The following is a 25200-nucleotide window of genomic DNA, read 5'->3' as shown; positions in this document are numbered from 1 at the left end:
AACTCTCGACAGTTCTGGTCCGAACGCCTCTTGACCATCGCGAACTTCCCCGTATCAGATGCGCCCATGGTCCGGGGCTCCATCACACTGATCTTGCTGGCATTGGGGATGCCGTCGCTTGCGGCGGCGGAGACCATGAGCTTTGGCGATTCGATCGGGCTCTTGGCCAAGAGCTGCGGCGCGGAGATCGTCGCCAATTGCCGCGGCGTCAATCCGGACTCGACCCGACTGAAAGAGTGCCTGTCGCGCAACCGCGACGTGCTGTCCCAGCAATGCCAGAGCGACTATCTCGGCGCCTTCGACGCCATCCAGAAGCGTGTCGCCGCCCGTGTCACGGTCGCGAACGCCTGCCAGCGCGAGATCGTCAAGGTCTGCAACGGTTCGACCAAGGAGACCAGCAAGTCGATCCCCTGCCTGGTCTCGACCCCCAAGGGCATCAGCAACAACTGCCTGAAGGCCGTCGACGACGCGGGGTATCGGTGATGCAAGCGAACAGGCTGTTCACCGCCGGACCCGTCATCGCGCTCTGTATCAGTCTTGGCCTCGCACTGCTCGCGGGCGCGGCAGGCGCGCAAACCGCGGCGCCGACCCGCGACGACATCGTCGGCAAGCTCAACCATTTCGAAGAGGCCGCCGAGGTCGACCTTCCCGCGCTGAAGCAGCAGGTGATGGAGCGGGCCAAAGCGAGGATCAAGAACGACCCCGGTCCGGTGAACCGGCCGCTGATCGCGCCCGATCTGGCCAAGCTGCCGACCTTCAATGCTGCGATCCAGTTCGACGCCGACACGCCGATCATCCAGCCGGCCTCCTACCAGACCGTTGGCCGCATCGCGGACGCGCTGGTTCACTCCTCGCTGCTGCCCTACACGTTCCTGATCGTCGGCCACGTCGAATCCAATGCGAAGACGCGCGAGGCCAATGCGATCCTGAGCCAGCGCCGCGCCGATGCGATCCGTGACGTCCTGGTGAACACGTTCAAGATATCGACCAAGCGGCTGCATCCGATCGGCCTCGGCGAGGAGCAGTTTCTCGACCGGGCCAGGCCGACCTCGGCCGTCAACAGCCAGTTGCAAATCGCAACCTATGCCAAGCTGCCGGAGGAGACACCCGCGCATCCGGCGGCGCCTGCGCCTGCGGCGAAAAAGCCCGCCAAGAAGCGCTGAGCGGGCCCGGCTTGGGCTGACGGAACCCGTTGAAGTTCTTTCATTTTGTGACCTGTCTCACAGCGCGAAAGCACGGTCTTGCGCGACAATAGTGCCGGTTTGTGCACTGCCCGGTCCGGTGCTATAGCCATTCTTCGTTGTCCCCGACCGCAATGCACGAGACCGAGATGGGTGGCTATTTTCAGCGCCAACTTGCTGTTTATGTTGAGTACCATCGCGATCCCCGGAACACGGCGATGCATGTGATCGGCATCCTCCTGCTCTTCACCGGCGCCGTGCTGCCGCTGACGCTCGTGCATGTTCCGGTCTTCGGGATCGAGGTCAGTCTGGCGGTGATCCTGGCGCTGCCGGTTCTCGTCTATTGGCTGCTGCTGGACACGGCGTTGGGGATCGGCATTCTGGCCGTCTCCGTCGTGCTGTTTTCGATCGCGACGACCATTTCGTCGCAGGCCAGCACCGCATTGATGTGGGCGATTTTCGCCGCGCTGGTCGGACTCGGCGTCGCCGCGCAGACCATCGGCCACAAGGTTTTTGAGGGGCGCGAAGCCTCATTGTTCACATTTCCGTCGCATCTGTTGCTTGGGCCGATGTTTGTCATGGCGAAATTGTTCATTGCGCTGGGTTTCCGCCGTGACCTTGCCGCGATTCTGGCGCCTCTTCCGACCAATTCCCTTTCAACCCGATAATTCTAGAAGCGAAACAGCAACCTTCTGCATGGCTCTCGTACTGGTTACCGGTGGCAGTGGTTTCATCGGACATCACCTCGTAGAAGCGCTCCGCGCCCGTGGGCAGCGGGTGCGTGTTCTCGATGTCCGGCCCCCGGCCGCGGCAAACACGGACGTTGAACATGTCCAAGGCTCGGTGCTGGATGGTGCCGCGGTGGATGCTGCGATCGCAGGCGTCGATCAGGTCTATCACCTCGCCGGCCTGCCGGGCATGTGGGTCGCCAACAAGCAGGACTTTCACGACGTCAATTGCCGCGGAACCGAGATCGTGCTCGCGGCCGCAATGAAACGCGGCGTGTCGCGCTTCCTGCATTGCTCGACGGAATCGATCCTGTTTCCCTATTGCGACCTCAAGGGCGTTCCTGCCGAAGAGGCGCTGCAGCCGGCCGATGCGATGCCAGGCGCCTATACGCGCTCGAAATCGCTCGCCGAGCATTGCGCCGCGAAGGCCGCGGCCGCCGGCTTCCCGCTCGTGATCGGCACGCCGACCATGCCGATCGGCGCCGCCGACCACAATCTGACGCCGCCGACCGCGATGCTCTGGTACTTCCTCCAGAAGAAGGTGCAGCCGCATCTCAACTTCCTGGTCAACCTCGTCGATGTCCGCGACGTCGCGATGGGCCTCGTGCTGACGATGGAACGCGGCCGCATCGGCCAGCGCTATATCCTCGGCGGCGACTGCGTCCCTCTCGGCAACATCCTGCGGATGATGTCGGCGATGAGCGGACGTCGGCAGTATCCGGTCGTCGTGCCCGGCAGGATCGCCGAGCTCTCCGCGATCATGCTCGAATACATCTCCGACAATCTCACGCACCGGCCGCCCAACGGCACCGCGGAGGGCGTTCGCATCGCGCTGGCCGCGAGCGATCTTTCGATCGACAAGGCCCGCAACGAGCTCGGCTATGCGCCGCGCCCGATCGAGCCGGTGCTGCGCGAAACCATCACCCATCTGCTCGCCCGCGGCGGCGAAGCACCCTCCGGCGCCATCGAGCATCACGCGCTGTCCTCGCGCGCGAGCTGACCGCTCCGCCCAACGCAAAGAACATTTCGGCATGTCCTTCGATTTCAGCAAGCTTCTCTCCGTCGCCTGGGGCGGCTGGACCACGGCCTGGCCGACCGAACTGCTGGCTCTGATCTGGCTCGCCTTTCTCATCAGCTGGGTGGGCGCCTCGTTCTGGCAGGGCCGGACTAAGAAGCAGGTTATGACGCTGGAGTCGCAGCGCTATAGCCTGCCGATCCTGATCGGCGGCATCCTGTACACCCCATGGGTTGCGGAGCTCCTGGGCTGGAAGCCCCTCTGGGTGCTCGGCAACGGCGGCATCTATGTCGCCGCGGTGCTCTCGATCGCCGGCATCGCCTTCGCCTGGTGGGGCCGGCTGCATCTCGGAAAGTTCTGGTCCAACACCATCACCCACAAGGAAGACCACCGCGTCATCGACACCGGCCCCTACGGCATCGTGCGTCACCCGATCTACACCGGGTTGATCTTCGGCATGCTCGTCACCGGGGTAGCGATCGGCCTGGTCACGACGATCCTCGGTGCGATCCTGATCTCGCTCGGCATGTGGCAGAAGGGCCGGATGGAAGAGGTGTTCCTGTCCAAGGAGCTCGGCGAGGACGCCTACGGCGCCTATTGCCGCCGCGTGCCGATGATCATCCCGTTCCTGTCGCCGCGGTAAGGGCCTAGCAGCTCTGCGTTCTCGTATCCCGGTTCGCTGGGATCAGGAACCGCCTCTCCTCGAGCCCGTTACTCCCGACACCTGCATTGATCGCAGAGCATCTAGCCATGTCGGACGCCTACGATTATTTCCGCGAACATGCGATTGCCGCAGCCCGCAAGGCGCGCGGGTTGCCGCCCGGCCGGACGAAGCAGAAGCAGCGGACCGTGGCGCGGGTCTATCACCTGCTTGCGCGAGAGGCCGCGCTAGCACCGAACGTCCATCACATGGACGACTTTCGCGCGGCACGACGGCTGGAGCGGCAGATCAGCCGCTGATTTCTCCATGCAAATTTGGTCGGCAGCCATTCCGACGGAATAAGCCCTGCTGGTGCACCGCACAGGTTGACGTCTGCCCCGGCAACCAGTTGGATGCGCCCGCAATCGGGGGCTCATCATGACCTTTTCCAGCATCTTTGCGCAGTTCGTCGCCTTCGTCGGCGGCATCGCGCTGCAATGGCGGAAGCTCTCGGGCGCCGCGCCGGCGCCCGCATGGGGCCAGGCCCCCGCCATTCCCCAAGCGAAGCCGCAAGGCGCGCTGCCCACATTGAAGATGCCGACGGCACGGGGCTGGAGCGAGGGACAGAAGCCGACCGCAGCGCCCGGGCTCAAGGTCAATGCGTTCGCAACCGGCCTCGACCATCCGCGCTGGATCGAGGTGCTGCCAAATGGTGATGTGCTGATCGCCGAAGCGACGCAGATCGCGGGGCCCCCACGGTCCGTGTTTCATTACGCGATGCAGGCGACGATGCGGCGCGCCGCGGCGCTCGGTGTTTCCGCCAACCGCATCACGCTGCTGCGCGACAAGGACGGCGACGGCGTCGCCGAGCATCGCGGCGCCTTCATGGAGAATCTCAGCCAGCCGTTCGGCATGGCGCTGGTCGGCGACACCTTCTATGTCGGTAACACCGACGGCGTGATGGCCTTCCCTTATGTCGCCAATGCCGACCGCATCATCGCGCCGGGAAAACGGCTCACCAATTTCAAGCCGAGCGGCCACTGGACGCGCAGCCTGCTCGCGAGCCCCGACGGCAAGAAGCTCTATGCCGGTGTCGGCTCGCTCAGCAACATTGCCGAGATGGGCATGGAGGTCGAGGAAGGCCGCGCCGCGGTCTACGAGCTCGACCTCGTTGCCGGCACGCATCGCATCTTCGGCGCCGGCCTGCGCAATCCCGTTGGATTGGCCTGGGAGCCGAACACGAACGTGCTCTGGACCGTCGTCAACGAACGCGACGGTCTCGGAGACGAGACGCCGCCGGACTACCTGACCTCGGTGCGCGACGGCGGCTTCTATGGCTGGCCGTACTGCTACTGGGGCAAGACCGTCGACGATCGCGTGCCGCAGGATCCGGCGATGGTTGCCAAGGCCCTCACGCCGGACTACGCGCTCGGCGGCCACACCGCATCGCTTGGCCTGTGCTGGATGCCGGCGGGCACCCTGCCCGGCTTCCCCGACGGCATGGTGATCGGCCAGCACGGCTCGTGGAATCGCAGCACATTGTCCGGTTACAAGCTGGTGTTTATCCCGTTCGAGAACGGAAAGCCCTCCGGTCCCGGCCGCGACATCCTGTCGGGCTTCCTCGCGCCGGACGAGAAGGAATCCTACGGCCGCCCGGTCGGCGTCGTGATCGGCCCCGACAAGAAGTCCCTGCTGATGGCCGACGACGTCGGCAACGTGATCTGGCGCGTCACGGGCGCCTGAAACTTTACGTCCCCACACACAGCGTGGCGCGCTGCTTGCGGAGCAGCGCGATCACGGACAGCGCGGTGATGATCCCGGTCTTGGGATTTTCGGACGGGATGTTCTCGATGCCCATCGAGAACCGCGCCGAATCCGCTTCGACCTCGATGCGATGAACATTGCGCGTTACAGTGGGGTCCGCCCAAACCTGGATCTGGGTGCGATCGGGCCCGATGCCCGCCAGCGACAGCGCAACTGCGACATTGACGTTGGCCGGAAAGCCCTTCGCCGCTTCGCGCGCGCTACCCTCAAACAGTTTCAGAGGCTCGCGCAGATTGTCGATGTCGATCTTGTTCTCGACGATGAACGGAGCTCCCTTCAGGCCGTCGATCGGCTTGCGCGTGACCATCTTCACGGAATGAATGGTGCCGACCGCGGCGGCGTTGACCGCATCGAGCCCGATCAGCGCGCCGGTCGGCACGATGATGCGGCCGCCATTGGCGCGGGCAAGATCGACGAGATCGAAATTGTCGAGCAGTCCGCCGACGCTGACGACGACCGCGGCCCTGCCGCGTTTCACTGCCGGCTCGACGATCGCGCGGAGCTGACTGCTCGGCGCGCACTCGACCACGATATCGGCGGCATCGCCGAGCTGGTCGATCGGCATGATCTGCGGCGGGCTGCGCAGGCTCGCGATGAAGGCCTGATGCTTTGCGGGATCGCGTACGGCGACAGCCGACAGCGTCAGCCCTTCGATGCCCTGATCGAGCGCGGTCGCCATCTTGGTGCCGATCGAGCCCAGTCCGGCAATGGCCACCCGCAATTCGCTCGAAGCTTTCTGATCCGTCATCACCTTCCACCTTCTGTCCAGGCCAGTGTCATAGCTGCTCAGGCCTCGCGCGCATAGCTGCGCAGGCGCGCTTCGAGCACCGCCAGCATCGCGTCGCGGGCGGGATCGCGCGAGCCGCGCAGCCAGGCCGCCGCCAGCGGCAACCGGCCGACGGGGCCGCTCTGCTTCGGCCGGAGCGGCACGAAGCGCACGCCAGACACCGCCATCCGGGTCGTCCAGCGCGGCACGATCGCGACGCCGAGCTTCGTGGCCACCAGATGAATGATGGTCTGCTTCTCGTCGGCGACCTGCACGATGCGCGGCGTGAGCCCGGCCTGTTCGAACAATTTGATGGTGAGGCCGTGGCTGTGCGGCCGCGAACGGCGATCCGGCACCAGCATCGCCTCTTCGGCGATCTCCGTCAGCGTGACCGACTTGCGTCCGGCGAGCGCGTGGCGCTGCGGGAACGCCACGATCGCCGTTTCCTGCAGCAGATCGCGGAATTCGAGCCGCTTGTCGGCATTGTCGGGCGGGCGGACGAAGGCGAGATCGAGGGCACCGGTCAGGATCTTCGGCAGCAGCCGCACCGTTTTGTCCTCGAGGAGCTGCACTGCGATCTCCGGATGCCTGTCGCGGAAATCGCGCAGCAATGGCGGCAACAGCCCGGCCGCCGCGCTGTCGATGGCGCCGATCCGCAGCCGCCGCGCGGTGCCGGCGCGCGAGCGGTTGCGCAGATTGCTCTCGACCGCCTCGACCTTGGCGAGGATGGCGCGTGCGTCGCGCAGCAGCGTCGTGCCGTCTTCCGTGAGCGACACCGCCCGCGTCGTCCGCGCGAACAGCCGGGTGCCCAGATCTTCCTCGAGCAGCCTGATCTGGCGCCCCAGTGCGGAGGGCAGCATCTTGAGCTGCTGCGCCGCATGGCCGAAATGCAGCTGCTCGGCCGCCGCCACGAAGCATCGCAACTGATGCAATTCCATCCAATATCCTCTCGCCTCGCCCCGGAGGATTATATCATTTTTTTGTATAAACCAGCGCCAATTGAGTCCACCTCGCAACCTGGCCTAAGCTCGCTGCACACAATCCCCCGCGCACAGATCGCGCCCGCCGAACCCGTCCCGCAATCGCACTGACATCTCTACGGAGCATCTTCATGCGCACCCATTCGATCGCAGCGATTCCCGCCGACGGCATCGGCCCCGAGGTCATCTCGGCCGGAGTGCGCGTGCTGGAGGCGCTGGCCAAACGCAGCGGCGACATCGCCTTCACCGTCAAGACGTTCGACTGGGGCTCGGACTATTACAGGAAGCACGGCGTGATGATGCCGGCGGACGGCCTCGCGGAATTGAAGAAATTCGACGCGATCTATTTCGGCGCGGTCGGCGCGCCTGATGTCCCCGACCACATCACGCTGTGGGGCCTGCGCCTGCCGATCTGCCAGGGCTTTGACCAATACGCCAATGTACGGCCGACCAAGATCCTGCCAGGCGTCGCCTCGCCTTTGCGCAATGTCGGCGTCGGTGACCTCGACTGGGTGATCGTGCGCGAGAACTCGGAAGGCGAATATGCCGGCATGGGCGGCCGGGCGCACAGGGGGCTCCCCGAGGAGGTCGGCACCGAGGTCGCGGTGTTCACCCGCGTCGGCGTCACGCGGATCATGCGCTATGCGTTCAGGCTTGCGCAATCGCGTCCGCGCAAGTTCTTGACCGTGGTGACCAAGTCGAACGCGCAGCGTCACGGCATGGTGATGTGGGACGAGATCGCCGCCGAGGTCGCGGCCGAATTCCCCGACGTGACCTGGGACAAGATGCTGGTCGATGCCATGACGGTGCGCATGACGCTGCACCCGAAGAGCCTCGACACCATCGTCGCGACCAACCTCCACGCCGACATCCTCTCGGATCTCGCCGGCGCTCTTGCGGGCAGCCTCGGCGTCGCGCCCACCGGCAACATCGATCCGGAACGCCGCTTCCCCTCGATGTTCGAGCCGATCCACGGCTCGGCCTTCGACATCACCGGCAAGGGCATCGCCAACCCGGTCGCGACGTTCTGGACCGGCGCGCAGATGCTGGAGCATCTCGGCGAGAAGGAGGCGGCGGGCCGGCTGATGGCGGCGGTCGAACGCGTCTGCGCGGCCGGCGTGCTGACGCCCGACGTCGGCGGCAAGGCGACGACGAAGGAAGTGACGGACGCCGTGATCGAGGCGATCCACGGCTCGAACGTCTGAGCGACACAACAAAGGACGCGCCGCGACGAGGATAAGCTTGAACGCAACCCCTCTGCGTCGCGTGATATCGGCATCACTTGAACGAAGGCCGCCGTGACGCGGCAGCCCTCGTTCGCGGCATCGTTCAAGCCGCCTTCACTTCGATCTTCTTGGCAGGCTTCTGCGCCTCCGCCGTCTTCGGCAATGTCACCCTGAGCACGCCGTTCTTGAATGCTGCTTCGATCTTGCCGGCATCGACGCCATCGGGCAGCTCGAAATAGCGCTCGAACGAACCATAGCGCCGCTCCGAGACGTAATAGTCCTTCTGTTTCTCCTCCCTCTCTTCCTTCTTTTCGCCCTTGATGGTCAGGGCACCGTTGGCGACATTCACCTCGATGTCCTTCTCGTCCATGCCGGGCAGTTCGGCCGTGATCTCATAGGCCTTGTCGCTCTCGGACACGTCGACGGCCGGCACGGCCGCGAACTGCTTCGCCATATTCCTCTCGATGCCGGCGAGCGAGCGGAGAGGCCGGCGCCAGAAATCATCGCCGGAGAAATCTTCGAACAGTCGGTCGACTTCCTTGCGCAGCGCCTCAAGCGGCCTCCAAGCGTCCTGCGCTGGAACCGGTGCGAGCGTTTTCCTGGTGACGGGGAGTTTGGTTTCATTGGCCATGATCTCTCTCCTTTGAGGTAAGACCTGCAACGGAGCCACGCTGCGCCGGTATGTACGACGCGGCATTGACCCTTATCAAAGTGTCCGGATTGGCAGTGCTCCTGGGCTTGTCGCCGGGATCCGTAGGGCACTGAAATTTTTCTGCCCTCCCCTCTTGAAACCAAAACGGTGTTTTTTTATTTTTTTCGTTGCCGCCGAGAGGTGGCGTTCCCGGCGCCTGACGGGTCGGGAAAGACTGAGACGGGCACCGGTCGTGTCCGGTGCCGCTCGTATCCATTTTGCTCCTTGGAGGATCTGGCTATGCGCACTTACGACTTCTCTCCCCTTTGGCGTTCGACCATTGGTTTCGATCGCCTCTTCGACCTCGTGGAGACGGCACAGCGTGCCGGCGAGGACAACTATCCTCCCTACAACATCGAACGCGTCAGCGAGGATCGCTACCAGATTTCGCTCGCGATCGCGGGCTTTTCACCCGACGAGATCTCGGTGACGGCCGAGCAGAACGCGGTGATCGTCGAGGGCAACAAGGCGGAGAAGACCGAACGCGAATATCTGTACCGGGGCATTTCCGCGCGGCCCTTCAAGCGGCAATTCAACCTTGCCGACTATGTTCAGGTACAGAGTGCCGCGTTCGAGAACGGCCTGCTCAGGATCGAGCTGATCCGGGAAATTCCAGAAGCCATGAAGCCGCGGCGAATTGCCATCAAGGGTGCGCCGTCCGGCACCGTGCACCAACTCGAAGGCAAGGCCGCCTGAACTTCTTTCGTCGGAAGCCTGGTGATCCCACCCGCTCGTCGGGTGGGATCGACCACGGCCTTCGATCGCACCCCCGAATGCAAATCAGAGGTTTTATCGAAAGGAGAAGGAGGACCTCTCATGATCGATCATGCTGACAACATCATCGACCTGAAAGCGATCTTGCACCCCGGCTCCGTCTACGATCATCCGCGCGACGTCGTCACGGATCCGGTTTTGTCGACCGGCGAGAAGCGGGCGATCCTGGCATCCTGGGCCTCGGACGCAGCCAGCGTCGCATCAAACCCGGCGCTGAGAGAACTCCCCGGCTCGGGCCGAGCCGTCACCATCGACGAGATTCTCGAAGCGCTCGCCACGCTCGATCCCCATCCGAAGGGGCCTCCGGGTGGCAAACCGGTCCGCACGCGATCCGTCTCGCGAACCGGCCTCGCAGCCTAGGCAACACGCGCTCCGGGACCACGATGATGATTGATGACGAACTGGCCTTGTTGCGCGCGCACCGCAACAACATCGGCCGATACCAGCGTTTGCTCAAGACCGAGCTGACGGAATTCGAGCGGCGGTTCATTGAGCGACGGCTGTCGGAAGAGCGCTCCGCGATCGAAAGGCTTTCAGCCTCCACCTTTCCGCTCGTCTTCAAAACTCCGAACAGGACGATCGAGAACGCAACCGCGCTTCTGACAGCAAGCGGCCAGGGCTGACGGACATGTCCGACGACCTCCCGACCTTCGAAGTGTTTCTGAAGAAGTGCGGCCGAAGGACGTGGCGGTGGCGTGTCTGCACGACGGAAGGACGCCTCGTCATGCACGGGTCCGGAAATGGCCGGCCCGCTGCGAAATATGCGGCTGAAAGGGCATTGTTTCAAATGCTTCTGGCCGCGCCCTATCGACCGGCGAGCCAGGCTTCCGCCCTGGCTCGCTCCAGCCTGGCGACTGCTGCATCAACAAGATGGCTGCCGCGGCACCGATTGCGTAAATGAGACGACAAGGCACGGATGGTGTCCGGCGTCGGGCAATGCCCGGGCCGACCATCTGCCCTTCTGACCGCCTACCGCCGGCCCGGCGCGGGCGCCGCCATCGCGGCCACCGGTTCGGGCGGCGTCAGATGGCGCGGGACGATGATGGTTTGGCCGGGGGTGAGCGGCGCGTTCTCCGCCAGTGAATTGCTCTGGGCGAGCGTCCACAGCGGCACGCGATTGGCGGCTGCGATGCTCGCCATGGTGTCGCCGGCGCGCACGGGGAGCCGCACGCCGCTGTCCCACAGCTCGACCAGCGTATTCCCGGGCACGAGGTAGCGCAGCGGCACGGCATCGGCCTGGGTTTGCACGGGGATGCGCGGCAACTGCGTCACCATGTCGACGATCTGGCGATGGATGTCGTCCGACTTCTCGATGTTGATGTGCGAGACGCGGCTGTTCTCCTTGAGGTCGTAGCTCGCGTAGTGGCCGCGAAAGCCGGGCACGGCCACGACGTCGCCGCCACCGAGCACGCTGTCGGACAGGAAGATGTTGATGAAGCGCTCGACGTTGAGCGGTACGTCGCCGGTTGCATGCGCGGGATCGATGGCGATGACGAGGCTGATCGGGATGTTCTCCTTGGCCGCCATCTCGGAGATGACGATCGAGCACAGACCGCCCATGGAGTGGCCGATCAGCACGATCGGCGCCGGGCTCTCCTTGTAGCTGGCGATGGCACGATCGCCGATCCATCGGCAGATGGTGAATTCGTAGACGTTGGCCGAGAAGCCCGCCTGCGTCAGCTTTTCTTCGAGCCGGTCCATGCCGGTCGAGAAGATCGGCCCCATGGCGCCGCGGAACAGGTAGATCTTCGGCGGCGGCAGAGGCTCGATCGGAGCGGGAGGTGGCGGCGCGGCGGTCGCAACCGCTGCGCGCTTCGACTTGGCCGGTGAGGCAGCGGCCAGGCCGGGGCCCAGGGCGAGCAGCGCAACTGCTGCCAGCACGACAATTCGCCTTGGATCAAGCATCAGTCCAGCAGTCCCACCACGAGAGGCAGAGGCCTCCCCCGGGCGCTTAGTGACCACCGATTGGGTGGAATTTGGGGCACGGAACCCGGTTCGGGATGCCCGTGGGGCCAGAGGATGCTTCTGGTCGCGCCGGAAGCGCGGCATCAGTTAAAAGGAACCCATGGTTCGGCTTCGCAGGCGTCGGAAATCACCGAACTCTGGATTCCCTTATAGCTGTCATCGTCGAAAAAGACCGAATAGGCGGTGCGTCCGCCCGCTGACGGACCGCGCTGCCTCAGGCAGACGAAATACGATCCCGGACCGTGGTCGGAATGGCGGACGGCGGATGTCTCCAGCCCTCCGGTCAGCTTGATTTCGGCGGCCGCTTTCGTCACGCCTTCTTTCACTGCCTTGGCGCTGGGCGGCCGTGGAGGATGATAGACGGGCGGGAGATTTGCGCTCGACGCGCAGCCCGCCAGCAAGAGCGCCAAGGCTGCGGAAAAGGCTGCGGGCAAGGCCGCTGTGCTCGATGCGCGCCTCATCCCTGGGTCAGAAAGAGATAGAGGCAGCCTGCGACCGTGGGCAGAAACGCAACCATCGCCGTCATCCAGAAACCGGGTTCGAGCAGCGCCTCCTGGGCATCCGTCTCGTCGGTGACACGCCGATCCGAATTTGCCCGGCTCCACGCCTCATCGGCCGTGAACAGGGGAGCGCTGGCCGCGTTCGCACGCGCTACGCTTTGGCACAGAGGGCGAGTTGGCACTTGGGTCTGCGTTCGTTGGGTCGGCATGTAGTTGACTCGGGTCGGCTACGAAGTTGTCGGGATCGGACGCAACGAACTCATCCGCGATCATTGCGTGAGCGACTGCTCTGAATTCGGCTGGGGCGCCGGGGACGGGTTGTCGGTCGAACTCTCCTTGGCGCCCGAATCCGTCCAGGCCGGCGGCAAGCCGAGCCCCTGCCCCGCGAAACCGGTGATGCCCGGAAACCGTCCGAACGCTTCGCAGGCGACATATCTGGGCGCACCGCCGAACCGCACGGGAATGCTGTCCATCGGAGGCAGCGCAGGAATGCCGCCGAACGGCGATTCTCCTGTCGTGACCAGCTTGGCGAAGTCGGCGCCGAAATCGGCCGCGAGATCGTACGCATCGCCCTCGTTGGCAACCCGCGGAGAATTCGTGATGGAGTTGGCGTTGCGCGCCCAGACCATCGCCGCCTTCTGAAATCCGGCGAAGTCGCGCGCTTCCGCCTCGACCGACAGACCGCCGAGCCCGACCGGAAGCCGTGGCACAGGAACAGGCACGCCAGGAAGCGCGACAGTCTTGGCAATCGACAGCGCTTTCGATGCACCCGAGGCGGTCGGGTTGGTCGGCGTCGCATGCGTCACTGTCGCCTGCACGGTAAGGTCGGCTTCGTCATCGGAGGCAACGATGCGGAAGCGCTCGCTCAAGCGCAGACACAGCTCGCGGCTGATCGCGTTGGCAACCAGGCGCCGCTCCTTTTCATTAAAGGGAACGTCGGTGCGTGCGGGAAAGACGGTCGATGCGATCCGGATCGTTTTCGCCGCCAGCACGTCCTTCTTGTTCACGCGGATCTGCGATCGCGTCACCAGACCGTTCGCGTCAGACATCCGGTCGTAGCTCCTGAGCGAGCCTGCGCGTTCGAGCGGCGCGGCTGCGCAGCCACCGAGAGCCAGCGCGACACTCATCAGGGCCGTCCGTGGAAAGCGCATGGTCCCATTCCCGCATCGGCCGACTTATTAGATCGATCTCTCTAATAATTATTGTCACGCACCGCAACATCCGTCAATATAAATAGATGGAACTCTCTAATTTTGATTTTATCGTGGCGAATCGTCGTGCTAAGCGAGGCGGAGTGTGAATGGAGGTGTCCGGTTGAGGAAAGTCGACCCCGTCAAGCATGAGCAGAAGCGCGGCGAGATCCTCGGCGCGGCGATCCGTTGCTTCACCAGGGACGGCTTCCGCGGCGCCAGCACGACCGACATCTGCCATGAGGCCGGGATCAGTCCGGGGCACCTCTATCACTACTTTCCAAGCAAGGTGGCGATCGTCGAGGCGATGATCGATCTGGGTCTCGCCCATGCAGCGGAGCGGTTCGAAAAGATTCTCGCCGCCCCCGACGTGATCAAAGCGCTGCTCGCCGATATCGAGGAAACCAGCCTGCGGTTTCGTCCCGCGCAGATCCTCAGTCTGGATGGCCTCGCGGAGGCCGCCCGCAATCCGGAATTCGCTGAGATCATCGAGCGCCACACCGAGGCGGTCCGCCGCATGTGGAGCGACTTCCTGCGGAAGGCGCAGAGCCAGGGACGGGTCGATCAAGAACTGGATCCGGACGCGACGGCGGACATCCTGATCGCGATCATCGACGGATCCCGCGCAATGCCGATCCGCAATCCGAAGCTGGATATCAAGCGGAGCGTGGCGCATCTGGAGACGATGCTCGTCCGCTTCCTCAGTCCGCCCGATGCGCAGGGTGCAGCGATCAAGCCGCGCCCCCAGAGGACTGGTCGCGCCCTCAAGCTGGTCAGAAAGCGATAAGAGGCCGACTTGCTACGGAGACGACGGAATGCCGTCGGATTATTGCTGGCCCTTGAGCCGGCTGCGGTGCGCGGCCTGTTTGGCACGGTTGCCGCAGACCGCCATGATGCACCATCGCCGCGCCCGCCTGCGCGTGTGGTCGACGAACAGCATCGTGCAGTTATGACCCTCGCACTGCTTCACGTCGGTGAAGTCTTCCTCGCAGACGAACTTTGCCAGCGCCTCACCGACCGGCAGCAGCATAGCTTGCGGCGTTCGCCAGCGCCGCTTCGTTCGCAGCGACAACGCGCCGCCGCGATGCCCCGACTCGATCCGGCTGAAGGCTTCGTCGCGCTCCAACAGACTGTTCAGCGGACCGAGCTCCTTCAGCGACGCCGCCGTGAGCGGCCGGCCGGCATGCTTGCGCACGAATTTCCTGAACCACTCACGCAAGGCCCGGGCCTCGTCCGCGACCTTGTCCAGTTCGCCTGGCGTCGCGCGCGCCTTCAGCGCGTGTAGTTCATCCGGCGGCACCAGCCTCGCCTGGGCCAGCCAGTCGATCAGGCCATCGCCATCGTTGATCCAGTCGACCGGCGTATCGTCCGGGGTCGCGACCGAATTCAGGAAATCGAGGCCGAGCGAGTCGGCGATGAACATCGCGGGCGGGCGGTCCATGAGCGGTCCTCGGTAGGCGGCATTGGCTAAGTAACCTGTAAAATGGCTATTGACAAGTTACGAACGCAAAACGTAACCTCTATATTAGCTTTTAACAGGTTACTACGGAGAACCTCCATGGCCCCCAACTACCGCACCGCCGACGTCGATGGCTTCAAGGTGTTCTATCGCGAGGCCGGCCGCACCGGGGCACCGAAACTTCTCCTACTGCACGGCTTCCCGAGTGCAGGTCATATGTTCCGCGACCTCATCCCGCTGCTCGCAGACAGATTTCACATCGTGGCACCTGACCTTCCCGGCTTTGGGCAATCCGACATGCCCTCGCGCGAAGCGTTCCGCTACAGCTTCGACAACGTCGCACACGTGATCGAGCGCTTCACCGAAGTCATCGGCTTCGATCGCTTCGCGGTCTACGTCTTCGACTACGGCGCGCCGACCGGCTTCCGGCTCGCGCTCAACCATCCCGAGCGGATCACGGCCATCATCTCGCAGAACGGCAACGCCTATGAGGACGGCCTCAGCGATGGCTGGACTCCGATCAAGGCTTATTGGCAGGACCCCTCGCCCGCCAACCGTGACACGTTGCGTGCTTTCCTCACACCGGAAGCGACGCGCTGGCAGTACACGCACGGCGTTCCCGATACGACCCTGGTGTCGCCGGACGGCCAAAACCTCGACAATTTCTATCTCGCACGCCCGGGCGCGGACGACGTGCAACTCGATTTGATGGGCGACTACAAGAGCAACGTGGCGCTGTATCCGTCATTTCAGAGCTATTTCCGCACGCACAAGCCGCGCTTCCTAGCGGTCTGGGGCAAGAACGATCCGTTTTTCATTCCACCTGGCGCCGAAGCGTTCAAGCGCGACAATCCCAACGCCGTGGTGCAGTTCTTCGACACCGGCCATTTCGCATTGGAGACGCATGCGAGCGAGATCGCGGCCAGCATCCGCGCCTTCCTGACGTAGCGGAAGCTGTCCGCCGCGCTACGCCGCCAACCTCTGCTGCTCGCGAAACGCGACGATCGCCATGTGCACGAGATGCAGCTTGCCCTTCACCGCTGGCGATATGTCGAACGGATAGGCATCGTTCATCCCAAGCGAGCGGTTGAGCTCGTTGAGGCCGCGGGACAGCGGGCTCCACAACGCCAGCAGCGCCTCGAAGTCGCTCTCCAGATAGGGATCCGTCAGGGTCTGCCGGGCGCGCTCGTCGAGGGACAACGGCAGACCCGCCAGCGAGTCCAGCGTCGACAGGATATGGAGAAAATGCGCAAACGTCTCCGCCCAATCCTCCCAGGGGTGGGAGGTGGCGTATTCGCTGATGAAGCCGCTCCGGTCGTATGAACGATCGGTGCGGCCGTAGTAGCTGCTGATCGCCGCTTGATAGTCCTGCGTCTCGTCACCGAAGATCAGCTTGAACGGCGCCTGGAATGTCGTGCTGTTGACCAGCAGGTCCCAGTAGAAATGGCCGATCTCGTGCCGGAAATGCCCGAGCAATGTGCGGTACGGCTCCCGGAACGCCACGCGGCGGGCCTCGCGCTCGACATCGTCGGCTTCCGCGAGGTTGAGCGTGATCACGCCCGACAGATGCCCCGTCAGGATCGGATTGATCTCGTCGGAGAGAATGTCGAATGCCACACGGTCGCCGCTGCGGGAGACCAGCGGCAGTCCGAGGCGACGAAGATCATAGAGAAGACGGCGCTTGGCTTCCTCGACTCGCCGCCAGAGCATGACGTTCCTGGTGCTACCGAGATGCGGGATGGTGCGCGTGAGGCGACAGGAGTCGCAGTACCAATCCGCGCCCTTGACGCACCAATTGCAGCCGATGATCTCGCGGTTACGGCAGGACTGATTGAATGCGAGTTTGGTCAGGTTGATGCTCGACGGATCGAACACCAACTGGGTGCCGCAGTTCGTGCACGCGGTGTGCTCGAACGAGACCGGCTGCCGGCACGACGGACACTGGAATAGCTTCACGTGCTCTGGTCCCAAACATACGGCACGCCGGACAACCGGCTCGTCACTTCGGCGAAAACTTGCGACCGTCGCTCTTGCCGGCGAGCAGCGCACGCTGCATCCGCAGTGCCTGCTGCCTCAACAAGCCTGCTCGCTTCGCGCTTAAGCGATTTAGTCGTAAGCGGGGCTTGTCGGCCGGCGCACTCTCGCCGACCGGCACGGCAGACCAGCATCGCTCGGGCTGAACCGACATCGGTCCGGCATTTCGTTTCTGAGCCATGATGCAACAACACCGGATCGAACACCAGGTTCCTCCGGCCTCCCTCAGGGAACCTTTGCCAATTTATCCCGTTGGCACCTCGATCAACGGTTGAGGAGGACCAAGATGAATAAACTCGCTTTGGCATGTGCTCTCGCGGTTGCGGCCGCTACCGCCGCGCATGCAGCAACGACCACGGTGAAATCTGCGCCGGCGGAAAGCTGGACGGTGACCAACTACTACAAGCAGGCCGTCTACGATCCCAAGGAAAGCAAGATCGGCGACATCGACGACGTACTCGTCGACAAGTCCGGCAAGATCACCGGCCTCGTCCTCGGCGTCGGCGGTTTCCTGGGCGCTGGTGAAAAGGACGTCATCATTCCCTTCAGCGCGGTCAAGACCGCCAAGAAGAACGACAAATGGTGGCTGACGATTGACGAGACCAAGGACACGCTCAAGGAGGCCCCGGGCTTCAAGTACGACAAGGCGAGCACGACTTGGGTGCCCGAGAAGAAATAAGGCGTTCAGGCCGACATTTGCAGGGCTCGCCGCGATTGCGGCGGGCCCTTTGCATATTCGGCGCTCACGTCTTGACGGCTGAAAAGACAACGACGCCGCCGACCATGAGGTCGACGGCGTCGTGAACAGATTGGATCTTGCAGGCTAGTGCTTCAGTTCCTGGCGGGTGCCGTCGCCGCTGCCGACCGCGCCTGACGCGGCGCGCCGGGTTCGGCGACCGGGGTTGCCGGTGCGCGCGAGCGCATGATCGCGGCGTCGATTTCGGCGATGACGCGGCGCTGGATCGCCTCGTTCTTGTCGATCGAGATATGACCGACGCCGGTGCCGCGCACGTCGACATTGTCGAGCTTGCCGCGGAAACCGTCGGCGGCCCTCACCGGCTCGCCCGGGCCGTCACCGATGTAGATGTTGATGTAGCGTTCCGCACCGGTCGTGAGCTTGGTCTTGAATACGGAATCGAGGCCGATCGCGAGCTTCACGGGAACGCCGAGTTGCTTGAGCTTGGCGATCATGTCCGGCAGCGCTGTGGCACCCGAGGAGTGTCCGACCAGCACGATGGTCTTGAGCCGGCCGGCCCTGTAATTGGCCGCGGCCTCATCGGCGAGCGAGGACCACGACACGAAGTTCGCGACGGTCACCGGGATGCCCTGCGCCTGGAGCCGGGAGCCGATCGTGTCGAGCCCGAGCGAGAAGATGTTGAGCACGCCCCGGAGCAGGTAGACATGCGTCGTGGCGGCGGCCTGGCTTGGCGCGGCCCTGGCGGGGGTTGGGTTGATGGCAACAGCTGACAGCAGCAGCAGGCAGATCGCCCACACGCGGATGGCGGACAACTGGCTGGCGCCGGCGGTGTGACGGCCGTTCGGTCTCATCGATCTTTTCCCTGGGGACACTACGCTTTGCGATTGGCCGGAATCGTAGCCATGGCCTGCTCGCAGACGCAACAAAGAGCCGCGTGAACCGCAATCTTAGCAGCAGGCCGTGACCATCGCGCAACACTTGCCCGAAACCAGCCACCGAACGGCCTGTTTTGAGACCATTTTTCTCCCGGCAATTGCGGCCGGGCAAGTGCATTCCTATTTCAGGGCTCCGCTGACCACCCTCCCGGGACGGTTCCAGCCTCCCTCCCCAATCTGCCGGCCATCATGTCTTCCATCATCTCCGTCGCCAATTTGTCGAAGACCTATGGGTCCGGCTTCAAGGCGCTCAAGAACGTCAATCTCGATATCAAGCCAGGCGAGATCTTTGCGCTGCTCGGCCCGAACGGCGCCGGCAAGACCACGCTGATCTCGATCATCTGCGGCATCGCCAATCCGAGCGAGGGCCGTGTCCTCGTGGGCGGCGAGGACATCCGGACCTCCTACCGCAAGGCGCGCTCGCTGATCGGGCTGGTGCCGCAGGAATTGCACACCGATGCGTTCGAGAGTGTATGGGCGACCGTGAGCTTCTCCCGGGGGCTGTTCGGCAAGCCGAAGAACCCTGCGCACATCGAGAAGGTGCTGAAAGACCTCTCGCTCTGGGACAAGAAGGACAACAAGATCATCACGCTTTCCGGCGGCATGAAGCGCCGCGTGATGATCGCGAAAGCGCTGTCGCACGAGCCGCAGATCCTGTTCCTGGACGAGCCCACCGCCGGCGTCGACGTCGAGCTGCGCAAGGGCATGTGGGAGGTGGTGCGCACGCTGCAGCAATCCGGCGTCACCATCATCCTGACCACGCACTACATCGAGGAAGCCGAGGAGATGGCTGACCGCATCGGCATCATCAACAAGGGCGAGATCGTGCTGGTCGAGGATAAGGCGACCTTGATGGAGAAGCTCGGCAAGAAGCGGCTGACGCTGCATCTGCAGAACAGGATCACCTCGCTCCCCGACAGCCTTGCCCATTACGAGCTCGACCTCAGCGAGAATGGCGCGATGCTGGTCTACGACTACGACACCAAGGGCGATCGCACCGGCATCACCAGCCTGCTCAGCGACCTGCGCAACGCCGGCATCCGCTTCAACGATCTCGACACGACGCAATCGTCGCTCGAGGACATCTTCGTCGACCTCGTGAGGACGTCATGAACTATCGCGCAGTCCGCGCCATCTATCTGTTCGAAATGGCACGCACCTGGCGCACGGTGCTGCAAAGCATCGTCTCGCCGGTCGTCTCGACCTCGCTGTATTTCGTGGTGTTCGGCGCCGCGATCGGCTCGCGCATTAGCCAGGTCGAGGGCGTCAGCTACGGCACCTTCATCGTGCCGGGCCTGATCATGCTCTCGGTGCTGACGCAGAGCATCGCCAACGCGTCCTTCGGCATCTATTTCCCGAAGTTCACCGGCACGATCTACGAGATCCTGTCGGCGCCGATTTCCTATGTCGAGATCGTGCTGGGCTATGTCGGCGCCGCCGCGACAAAGTCGATCATTCTCGGGCTTATCATCCTCGCCACGGCCGGCTTGTTCGTGCCGCTGCACATACATCACCCGGTCTGGATGCTGACCTTCCTGGTGCTGACGGCGGTGACGTTCAGCCTGTTCGGCTTCGTCATCGGCATCTGGGCCGACGGGTTCGAAAAGCTCCAGATGATCCCGATGCTGGTGGTGACGCCGCTGACATTCCTAGGCGGCAGCTTCTATTCCATCGACATGCTGCCGCCGACCTGGCGCACGGTGGCGCTGCTCAACCCGGTCGTCTACCTGATCTCCGGCTTCCGCTGGAGCTTCTACGAGATCGCGGATGTCAGCGTCGCCGTCAGCATCGGCATGACGCTGACGTTCCTGGTGATTTGCCTCGCCGTGATCTGGTGGATTTTCCGAACAGGGTACCGTTTGAAGAATTGAGCTGTCATTCCGGGTGCGCGTAGCGCGTGCCCGGATGACGACGGTGGACGTCACCTGTAGCAGTGGAAGCGATTGTGGCCGTCATAATAGCCGCGGCAGCGGCGATGGCCGCGATGGGGAATGCCAAACACGCCCTCGACCGCGCCCACGGCACCGCCTACGCCAGCGCCGACGACGCCTCCGACCGCGCCACCCACCGGGCCGGCGATGCGGTTGCCTTCATAGGAGCCTTCCTGGGCGCCCCGCACGATACCCTGGGCGTGACCGGGCTGAGGCAGGCACGAAAGGCCGAGCAGGATGGCGGCGCCTGCGAAGAGCAGGCGGGCAGAACGACCGGCCGGCAACGAAGCGGCGGCGACACGAACTCTGTTCATTGGATTTCCTAAGGGTGAGCCGGCCGCGATGGCCGCTGGCCGAGAGATCAGCGCTGCACTAACGCAGATGCGGCCAATTGGTTGCGTCTTCATGACAAATTGGCGCCATCATGAACGGGTCCGCTCGCGAAAATGTCAGCAGGGCCGCGGCCTGCGCGGCACAAAGCGGCCTTGCTTACGCCCGGCATCACGTTAACGATGGCTGAGCAGGCCGCTGGAACGAATGCCGGATTGCAGGCATATTGCACGCCGGGGACGGAGAGCCGCGGCGCCTAGCGTGAACAGGCCGGAGGCCAGAATCCAAATGCGTTTCCAGATGCGTTCTTATTTCATCGCTTTTGCATCATTGATGCTTTTGAGCGCCGGCACGGCGCAGGCCAAGGTCGAGATTACCGTCGACAAAGACAATCAGCAGATGACCGTCGCCGTCGACGGCGTCGCGCGCTATCGCTGGCCGGTGTCGACCGGCATCCCCTCGCGCGAAACGCCGAACGGCGCGTTCCGCACCTTCCGCATGGAAGAGGATCACTACTCCAAGGAGTTCGACGACGCGCCGATGCCGCACGCGATCTTCTTCACCAAGGTCGGGCACGCCATCCACGGCACCGACTCGGTCGGCCGGCTCGGCTCGCCCGCCTCGCACGGCTGCGTGCGGCTGTCGCGCCAGAACGCCTCGACGCTCTATGCGCTGGTGCAGCAGCAGGGCGTGCTCAACACCACGGTGACCCTGACCGGCTCGGCGCAGGTGGCGCTCGCCCGCAATCCGCGCGGCCGAACCAACAACGCGGTCGCCCGTGCGCCGCAGCCGGCCGAGGAGCAGTACGCCACGTCGGGAGATCCGGTGAATCTGGCGCCGCCGACGCAGCCCGCCCGCCGCTACATGCCGCAGGACGACAACTACATCTATCCGGCCGACGGCAGCGACACCGGCGCGCGCTATCCGGCGCCGCGCGGCAACCGCCCGCTCTATGACGCGCAGGTCTATCAGCAGCAGCCGCAGCAATATTACAACCAGGGCTACGGCCAGCAGGGCTCCTATTATCAGCCTCAGCCGCGGCAGGTTTATCAGCCGCGCGGCTATTACTACCAGAACTGAGGCAATTGAGCGCGATCAGCGTCAACCGCCCTCGCCCACCAGCACGAACGGCGCCCACACGGCAGGATCGGCGTTGCGCGACGACGACCGGTCGGCAATCAAGGCTTTCATCGACCGGCGCAGCGCTTCGGCACGGCCGATGCCGGGATGCGCTGTGAGCTCGGAGAAGGCGCCCGTGGTCAACCGCACCGCCGCATCGGAATCGACCGGCCAATGCGAGACGAGAAGCGCCCGCGCGCCGGCGTAGAAGAACGCGCGCGCAAGGCCGGACAGGCCCTCGGCGCCAGGCTTGTCGCCGGCTGCCGTGTTGCACGCCGAAAGCACCGCCCAGTCCGCATCCAGCTTGAGTTTTGCGATGCGGCTTGCCGTGAGCAGGCCGTCATCGTCGCTGGTCGGCTTGTCCGGCAATGTCAGCACGAGCGCGGGCTCGCTGAGGCCGCTGACCTCGCCGGCAACGAGGCCGTGAGTGGCGAAATCGATGACACGGTATTGATCGAGCGGCAGCGTGCTGACGCTGGTCACGGTCGCGGCTGAGCCGAGCTTGACGTCGTCCTGCGGCGAGGCGCCGAGCGCACGCGCCACGGCCTGGAGCTCGCCCGCGGTTTCCGGCAGCGAAGGCAGCCCCGTGCGCAGGCGCTCGATATCAACGGAAGTGCCGTCATAGTAGCTCTGGTATGGCTGCACGTTGCGTCCCGCGCGCTTGTCGCTCGGCAAACGCCGCAACACCGGATCGCCAAATCCGATGAACGGCTTCTGCGCGCGTGAGTCCCTGGCAAGGCTGCGCAGCGCGCGCAGGCTCGGCACCGATGGCAACACCGTGATGGCGCGCTCATTGAGCAGCCATGCCGCCTGTCGAAAGCGGTCGGCAGACGCCGTGTCGGGCTTCTTGGTCACCAGCACATGAAACGGCAGGCTGGTGAGCGCACCGGCCGGGACGACCAGCAGTTTTGGCTTGCCGGCGATGTCGGCCGATATCGGGCCGAACAGCGCATTGTAGAGTTCGAAGGACGCATCGAGGTCGAATGACGATTGGACTGCCTCGGGATTGGCGAGCCCGAGCCGGAGATGAGCAACACGGTCGCCGATCTCGCGGCTGCCGAGCGCAATCTGACGCAGCGCGCTTGCCTCACGGGTCACCGCCAAGGCGTAGGTCTTGTCACCGCGCACGATGAACGCCACCAGAGTCTCGTCGGGCTTCAGCAGCCCCTGCGTTTGCGCGATGGACAGCGGTTGCGGATTGGACAATTCAGCATAGGCCGGAAAGCTACGGTCGAGCTGGGCCGAGACGTCTTCGAGCAATTTACGCGTTTGCGCCGTCTGCGCGCGCAGGCTGGCGATCAGTGCGTCGTTGCGCTTGCCGTCCGCCTGCCCGAGTTCGGAGGTGACCCGCTTGTCGAGCGTTTCGAGGCTGGTTTTCAGATCCTGCTGCCGCCTCACCAGTCCGGCGATCGCATCGTTGCCGGCGCCGAACCGGGCCGCCATCTGCGACAGCGCGGCACCCGCGCTGGTCTCGTGCGCGCGCTGAGCGGCGCCGAAGGCCTCGTCCTTTGCGGCATTGTCGGGCTTGCCGTCGGAGACGCGCCAGATCGCATCGATCAGCCAGGGATCGATCTCGGGAAAACGGACGAACTGCGTATTCTTCTCGGCGTTCAGCGCGGCTGCAGCGAGCCGTAGCCGCGCCAGGGCATCCGGCCACTTACCCTCGCGGCGGTCGGCGTCGGCCAGGTTGATCATCGTGGCGATGGAATCGTGATGCCGTGGCCCGAGCCTGTCCTGCGCGATCGCAAGCGCGCGACCAAGCCGGCTGCGTGCATCGATCATGTTGCCAGTCTTGAGGTCGAGAAGCGCGATGCTGCGCAGGTCCTTGACGAGTTGCGGATGCGTGCCGCCGAGCACGCGCTCGTCGATCTCCAGGCAGCGCACCAGATATGGCCGGGCCTCATCCATGCGGCCAGCGTCCATCAGGGCCTGTCCGAGCGAGCCCGCCGCCAGTGCAGTCGGGCCGCTGCCTTCCCCGAACTTGCGCTCCATGGCGGTCAGCGAGCGCCGGTAGAGATCGAGCGCCTGCGCATTGCGTCCCAGATCCCCGTAGCTGTTCGCGAGATTGTTCAGGGCACGACCGGCGTCCGGGCTCTCCGGGCCGAACGCCTTTTCGTAGATCGCGAGCACCCGCTCCTGGAGGCCTGCGGCCGCATCGTGCTTTCCTTGCGCCGAGTAGACGTTGGCGAGGTTGTTCAGCCCGATCGCGGTCGTCGGGTGATTGGGACCGTAGAGCCTCTCGTAGACCTGAAGGGTCTGCTGATAGAGCTTTCGGCCTCGGCATGGCGCGCCTCGTGTTTGAGCACGGTGGCGAGATTACCCATTGTGGCCGCGACATTCGGATGCGCGTCGCCGTTTCGTGCTCGCGTGATGGCAAGCGCCCGCCGCATCGCCGCCTCGGCATCGGGCAGTCGACCGGCGTCCAGATAGAGGTTGCCGAGATCGTTGAGCATCTTGTCGTAGTTCGGCGTGGTCTCGGCATTCTTGCCAAAACTGCGATCGAGCAGCTCGATCCCCTGCTTCAGCAGTCGCTCGCCGTCGTCGAAGCGCCCGAGCAGTCCGTAGACATCTCCAAGATCGTCCATCGCGGAAGCGACATCCAGGGGCGGCGCGTTGGCAGCTTGCAAGGCCGAGAGCGCCCGTTCGAGATAGCCGGCCGCTTCCTTGAAGTTCTCGTTGTCGCGCGCTAGCCCGCCGAGCGCCGACAGCGTCCCGGCAAGCCTGCCGTCGTTGGCGCCAAAAGCACTGGTGCCGAGCGCAAGCGCCCGCTCGGCGACCGCGGTCGCCTCCGCCCGGCGCTCGAGCATGCCGAGCGATCCGACCAGGATGTTCGAAGTGCGTAGCGTGGAGGCGACGTCGTTGTTGCGCAGCTTGATGGCGAGCGCTGCGTTGAGCTTGTCGACGGCTTCCGGGAAGCGGCCGAGATCGTGGAGGAACATGCCCTCGTTGTGCAGCACGCCGGCATAGTTCATGTTGTCGGCGCCCTGCCGGCGGCGCACCAGATTTTCCAGCTTCTGGGCAGCAGCCAGCCCCTCGGCCCAGTGGCCGGCCTGCGTTGCCGCGTTCATCTGAGCGACCAGCGAATCAAAATCGTTGCCGCGCTGGGTGAAAGCCGGCCCGGACAACAGGGCCATGACCAGAAATGCGACAAACAAGCGGGCGCGGTTCATGCGAAAATCCCGTCACGCGCGTCAAATGGCAATCCGCGGAAGATA

Annotated in this window: 29 protein-coding genes and 1 pseudogene; 17 read left to right on the top strand and 13 right to left on the bottom strand. The window is 64.2% G+C overall.

The annotated features are described in order from the left end of the window. Positions 1-66: 66 nt before the first annotated feature. The 7 genes from FNV92_RS08955 (at position 67) to FNV92_RS08925 (ending at position 5307) form a co-directional block, all read left to right on the top strand. On the top strand, positions 67-483 hold the full coding sequence (locus FNV92_RS08955) for a hypothetical protein (RefSeq protein ID WP_015684316.1): 417 nt from the start codon (positions 67-69) through the stop codon (positions 481-483). After that, positions 483-1163: an OmpA family protein gene (locus FNV92_RS08950; RefSeq protein WP_168213291.1), complete on the top strand. Its 681-nt coding sequence runs from the start codon at positions 483-485 to the stop codon at positions 1161-1163. Before FNV92_RS08955 ends, FNV92_RS08950 begins: the two co-directional genes overlap by 1 nt. A 167-nt stretch (positions 1164-1330) precedes the next feature. Then, positions 1331-1849: an Mpo1 family 2-hydroxy fatty acid dioxygenase gene (locus FNV92_RS08945; RefSeq protein ID WP_143841280.1), complete on the top strand. Its 519-nt coding sequence runs from the start codon at positions 1331-1333 to the stop codon at positions 1847-1849. A gap of 28 nt (positions 1850-1877) precedes the next feature. Then, positions 1878-2909, top strand: a complete 1032-nt coding sequence (locus FNV92_RS08940) for an NAD-dependent epimerase/dehydratase family protein (RefSeq protein ID WP_143841281.1) — start codon at positions 1878-1880, stop codon at positions 2907-2909. Between the two features lie 31 nt (positions 2910-2940). Beyond that, positions 2941-3567, top strand: coding sequence for a methyltransferase family protein (locus tag FNV92_RS08935; RefSeq protein ID WP_143841282.1), 627 nt, complete (start codon positions 2941-2943; stop codon positions 3565-3567). A gap of 107 nt (positions 3568-3674) precedes the next feature. Next, a complete protein-coding gene (locus tag FNV92_RS08930) occupies positions 3675-3884 on the top strand; it encodes a hypothetical protein (protein ID WP_015684310.1) in 210 nt (69 codons plus the stop codon). A 118-nt stretch (positions 3885-4002) separates the two neighbouring features. Next, positions 4003-5307, top strand: coding sequence for a PQQ-dependent sugar dehydrogenase (locus FNV92_RS08925; RefSeq protein ID WP_143841283.1), 1305 nt, complete (start codon positions 4003-4005; stop codon positions 5305-5307). A gap of 4 nt (positions 5308-5311) precedes the next feature. Here FNV92_RS08925 and FNV92_RS08920 read toward each other — a convergent pair whose 3' ends face one another. Next, on the bottom strand, positions 5312-6136 hold the full coding sequence (locus tag FNV92_RS08920; protein ID WP_168213292.1) for an aspartate dehydrogenase: 825 nt from the start codon (positions 6134-6136) through the stop codon (positions 5312-5314). A gap of 38 nt (positions 6137-6174) precedes the next feature. Continuing rightward, the gene (locus FNV92_RS08915; RefSeq protein WP_143841284.1) at positions 6175-7092 is read right to left on the bottom strand and encodes a LysR family transcriptional regulator; all 918 of its coding nucleotides are present in this window, start codon (positions 7090-7092) and stop codon (positions 6175-6177) included. A gap of 173 nt (positions 7093-7265) precedes the next feature. Between FNV92_RS08915 and FNV92_RS08910 the strand changes: the two genes are divergently transcribed. Beyond that, positions 7266-8339 carry a tartrate dehydrogenase gene (locus FNV92_RS08910; RefSeq protein WP_143841285.1) on the top strand — a complete coding sequence of 358 codons (1074 nt, stop codon included), beginning with the start codon at positions 7266-7268 and terminating at the stop codon, positions 8337-8339. 124 nt (positions 8340-8463) lie between these two features. Here FNV92_RS08910 and FNV92_RS08905 read toward each other — a convergent pair whose 3' ends face one another. After that, complete coding sequence (locus FNV92_RS08905; RefSeq protein ID WP_143841286.1) at positions 8464-8991, bottom strand: Hsp20/alpha crystallin family protein; 528 nt, start codon at positions 8989-8991, stop codon at positions 8464-8466. A gap of 300 nt (positions 8992-9291) precedes the next feature. Between FNV92_RS08905 and FNV92_RS08900 the strand changes: the two genes are divergently transcribed. The 3 genes from FNV92_RS08900 to FNV92_RS08890 all read left to right on the top strand — a co-directional run bounded on the left by FNV92_RS08900 (position 9292) and on the right by FNV92_RS08890 (position 10448). Further along, positions 9292-9747 carry an Hsp20 family protein gene (locus FNV92_RS08900; protein ID WP_143841287.1) on the top strand — a complete coding sequence of 152 codons (456 nt, stop codon included), beginning with the start codon at positions 9292-9294 and terminating at the stop codon, positions 9745-9747. A gap of 120 nt (positions 9748-9867) precedes the next feature. Next, positions 9868-10185, top strand: coding sequence for a hypothetical protein (locus tag FNV92_RS08895; RefSeq protein WP_143841288.1), 318 nt, complete (start codon positions 9868-9870; stop codon positions 10183-10185). A gap of 23 nt (positions 10186-10208) precedes the next feature. After that, entirely contained in the window at positions 10209-10448 is a 240-nt protein-coding gene (locus FNV92_RS08890; protein WP_143841289.1) for a hypothetical protein, read from the top strand. Between the two features lie 346 nt (positions 10449-10794). On the opposite strand, the gene FNV92_RS08885 is transcribed toward FNV92_RS08890, so the two are convergent. From FNV92_RS08885 to FNV92_RS08875, 3 genes are all read right to left on the bottom strand, one after another. Next, complete coding sequence (locus FNV92_RS08885; protein ID WP_041748119.1) at positions 10795-11730, bottom strand: LysM peptidoglycan-binding domain-containing protein; 936 nt, start codon at positions 11728-11730, stop codon at positions 10795-10797. Between the two features lie 143 nt (positions 11731-11873). After that, on the bottom strand, positions 11874-12224 hold the full coding sequence (locus FNV92_RS08880) for a hypothetical protein (RefSeq protein ID WP_244623738.1): 351 nt from the start codon (positions 12222-12224) through the stop codon (positions 11874-11876). 335 nt (positions 12225-12559) lie between these two features. Beyond that, a complete protein-coding gene (locus tag FNV92_RS08875) occupies positions 12560-13417 on the bottom strand; it encodes a DUF3313 domain-containing protein (RefSeq protein WP_143841293.1) in 858 nt (285 codons plus the stop codon). 187 nt (positions 13418-13604) lie between these two features. Here FNV92_RS08875 and FNV92_RS08870 point away from each other — a divergent pair, with 187 nt between their 5' ends. Beyond that, positions 13605-14267, top strand: coding sequence for a TetR/AcrR family transcriptional regulator (locus FNV92_RS08870; RefSeq protein ID WP_244623739.1), 663 nt, complete (start codon positions 13605-13607; stop codon positions 14265-14267). Between the two features lie 39 nt (positions 14268-14306). Here the strand turns inward: FNV92_RS08870 and FNV92_RS08865 are convergent, their stop codons facing one another. Next, complete coding sequence (locus FNV92_RS08865; protein ID WP_143841295.1) at positions 14307-14921, bottom strand: CGNR zinc finger domain-containing protein; 615 nt, start codon at positions 14919-14921, stop codon at positions 14307-14309. A 117-nt stretch (positions 14922-15038) separates the two neighbouring features. Here FNV92_RS08865 and FNV92_RS08860 point away from each other — a divergent pair, with 117 nt between their 5' ends. Next, positions 15039-15887, top strand: a complete 849-nt coding sequence (locus FNV92_RS08860) for an alpha/beta fold hydrolase (RefSeq protein WP_143841296.1) — start codon at positions 15039-15041, stop codon at positions 15885-15887. A gap of 18 nt (positions 15888-15905) precedes the next feature. Here the strand turns inward: FNV92_RS08860 and FNV92_RS08855 are convergent, their stop codons facing one another. Beyond that, complete coding sequence (locus FNV92_RS08855; protein ID WP_041748116.1) at positions 15906-16895, bottom strand: zinc-binding metallopeptidase family protein; 990 nt, start codon at positions 16893-16895, stop codon at positions 15906-15908. Between the two features lie 364 nt (positions 16896-17259). On the opposite strand from FNV92_RS08855, the gene FNV92_RS08850 reads away from it, so the two are divergent. Then, complete coding sequence (locus FNV92_RS08850; RefSeq protein WP_143841297.1) at positions 17260-17652, top strand: PRC-barrel domain-containing protein; 393 nt, start codon at positions 17260-17262, stop codon at positions 17650-17652. Positions 17653-17804: 152 nt separating this feature from the next. Here FNV92_RS08850 and FNV92_RS08845 read toward each other — a convergent pair whose 3' ends face one another. Then, positions 17805-18521, bottom strand: coding sequence for a hypothetical protein (locus FNV92_RS08845; protein WP_015684292.1), 717 nt, complete (start codon positions 18519-18521; stop codon positions 17805-17807). Between the two features lie 273 nt (positions 18522-18794). On the opposite strand from FNV92_RS08845, the gene FNV92_RS08840 reads away from it, so the two are divergent. Both FNV92_RS08840 and FNV92_RS08835 read left to right on the top strand, forming a co-directional pair. Beyond that, positions 18795-19718 (top strand): ABC transporter ATP-binding protein, encoded by a 924-nt coding sequence (locus FNV92_RS08840; protein WP_143841298.1) that lies wholly within the window; start codon positions 18795-18797, stop codon positions 19716-19718. Then, positions 19715-20476 (top strand): ABC transporter permease, encoded by a 762-nt coding sequence (locus tag FNV92_RS08835; protein ID WP_015684290.1) that lies wholly within the window; start codon positions 19715-19717, stop codon positions 20474-20476. The genes FNV92_RS08840 and FNV92_RS08835 overlap by 4 nt, the downstream gene beginning before the upstream one ends. A gap of 50 nt (positions 20477-20526) precedes the next feature. On the opposite strand, the gene FNV92_RS08830 is transcribed toward FNV92_RS08835, so the two are convergent. Further along, entirely contained in the window at positions 20527-20850 is a 324-nt protein-coding gene (locus FNV92_RS08830; protein WP_083850019.1) for a hypothetical protein, read from the bottom strand. A 304-nt stretch (positions 20851-21154) separates the two neighbouring features. Between FNV92_RS08830 and FNV92_RS08825 the strand changes: the two genes are divergently transcribed. After that, positions 21155-21946 (top strand): L,D-transpeptidase, encoded by a 792-nt coding sequence (locus FNV92_RS08825; protein ID WP_186355495.1) that lies wholly within the window; start codon positions 21155-21157, stop codon positions 21944-21946. A gap of 21 nt (positions 21947-21967) precedes the next feature. Here the strand turns inward: FNV92_RS08825 and FNV92_RS08820 are convergent, their stop codons facing one another. The 3 genes and pseudogenes from FNV92_RS08820 to FNV92_RS34685 all read right to left on the bottom strand — a co-directional run bounded on the left by FNV92_RS08820 (position 21968) and on the right by FNV92_RS34685 (position 24570). After that, positions 21968-23680 (bottom strand): CHAT domain-containing protein, encoded by a 1713-nt coding sequence (locus FNV92_RS08820; RefSeq protein WP_416377755.1) that lies wholly within the window; start codon positions 23678-23680, stop codon positions 21968-21970. Then, positions 23657-24232 (bottom strand): annotated as a pseudogene (locus FNV92_RS34600) (tetratricopeptide repeat protein); the annotation flags it as partial. The gene FNV92_RS08820 and the pseudogene FNV92_RS34600, both read right to left, overlap by 24 nt. Further along, positions 24181-24570, bottom strand: coding sequence for a tetratricopeptide repeat protein (locus tag FNV92_RS34685; RefSeq protein ID WP_465038564.1), 390 nt, complete (start codon positions 24568-24570; stop codon positions 24181-24183). The gene FNV92_RS34685 and the pseudogene FNV92_RS34600, both read right to left, overlap by 52 nt. Positions 24571-25200: the final 630 nt, after the last annotated feature.

The sequence above is a fragment of the Bradyrhizobium cosmicum genome, assembly GCF_007290395.2.
In the GTDB taxonomy this organism is placed as follows: Bacteria; Pseudomonadota; Alphaproteobacteria; order Rhizobiales; family Xanthobacteraceae; genus Bradyrhizobium; species Bradyrhizobium cosmicum.
Note: the sequence above shows the minus strand (reverse complement) of the source record. Positions and strands in the feature narration are given on the sequence as shown.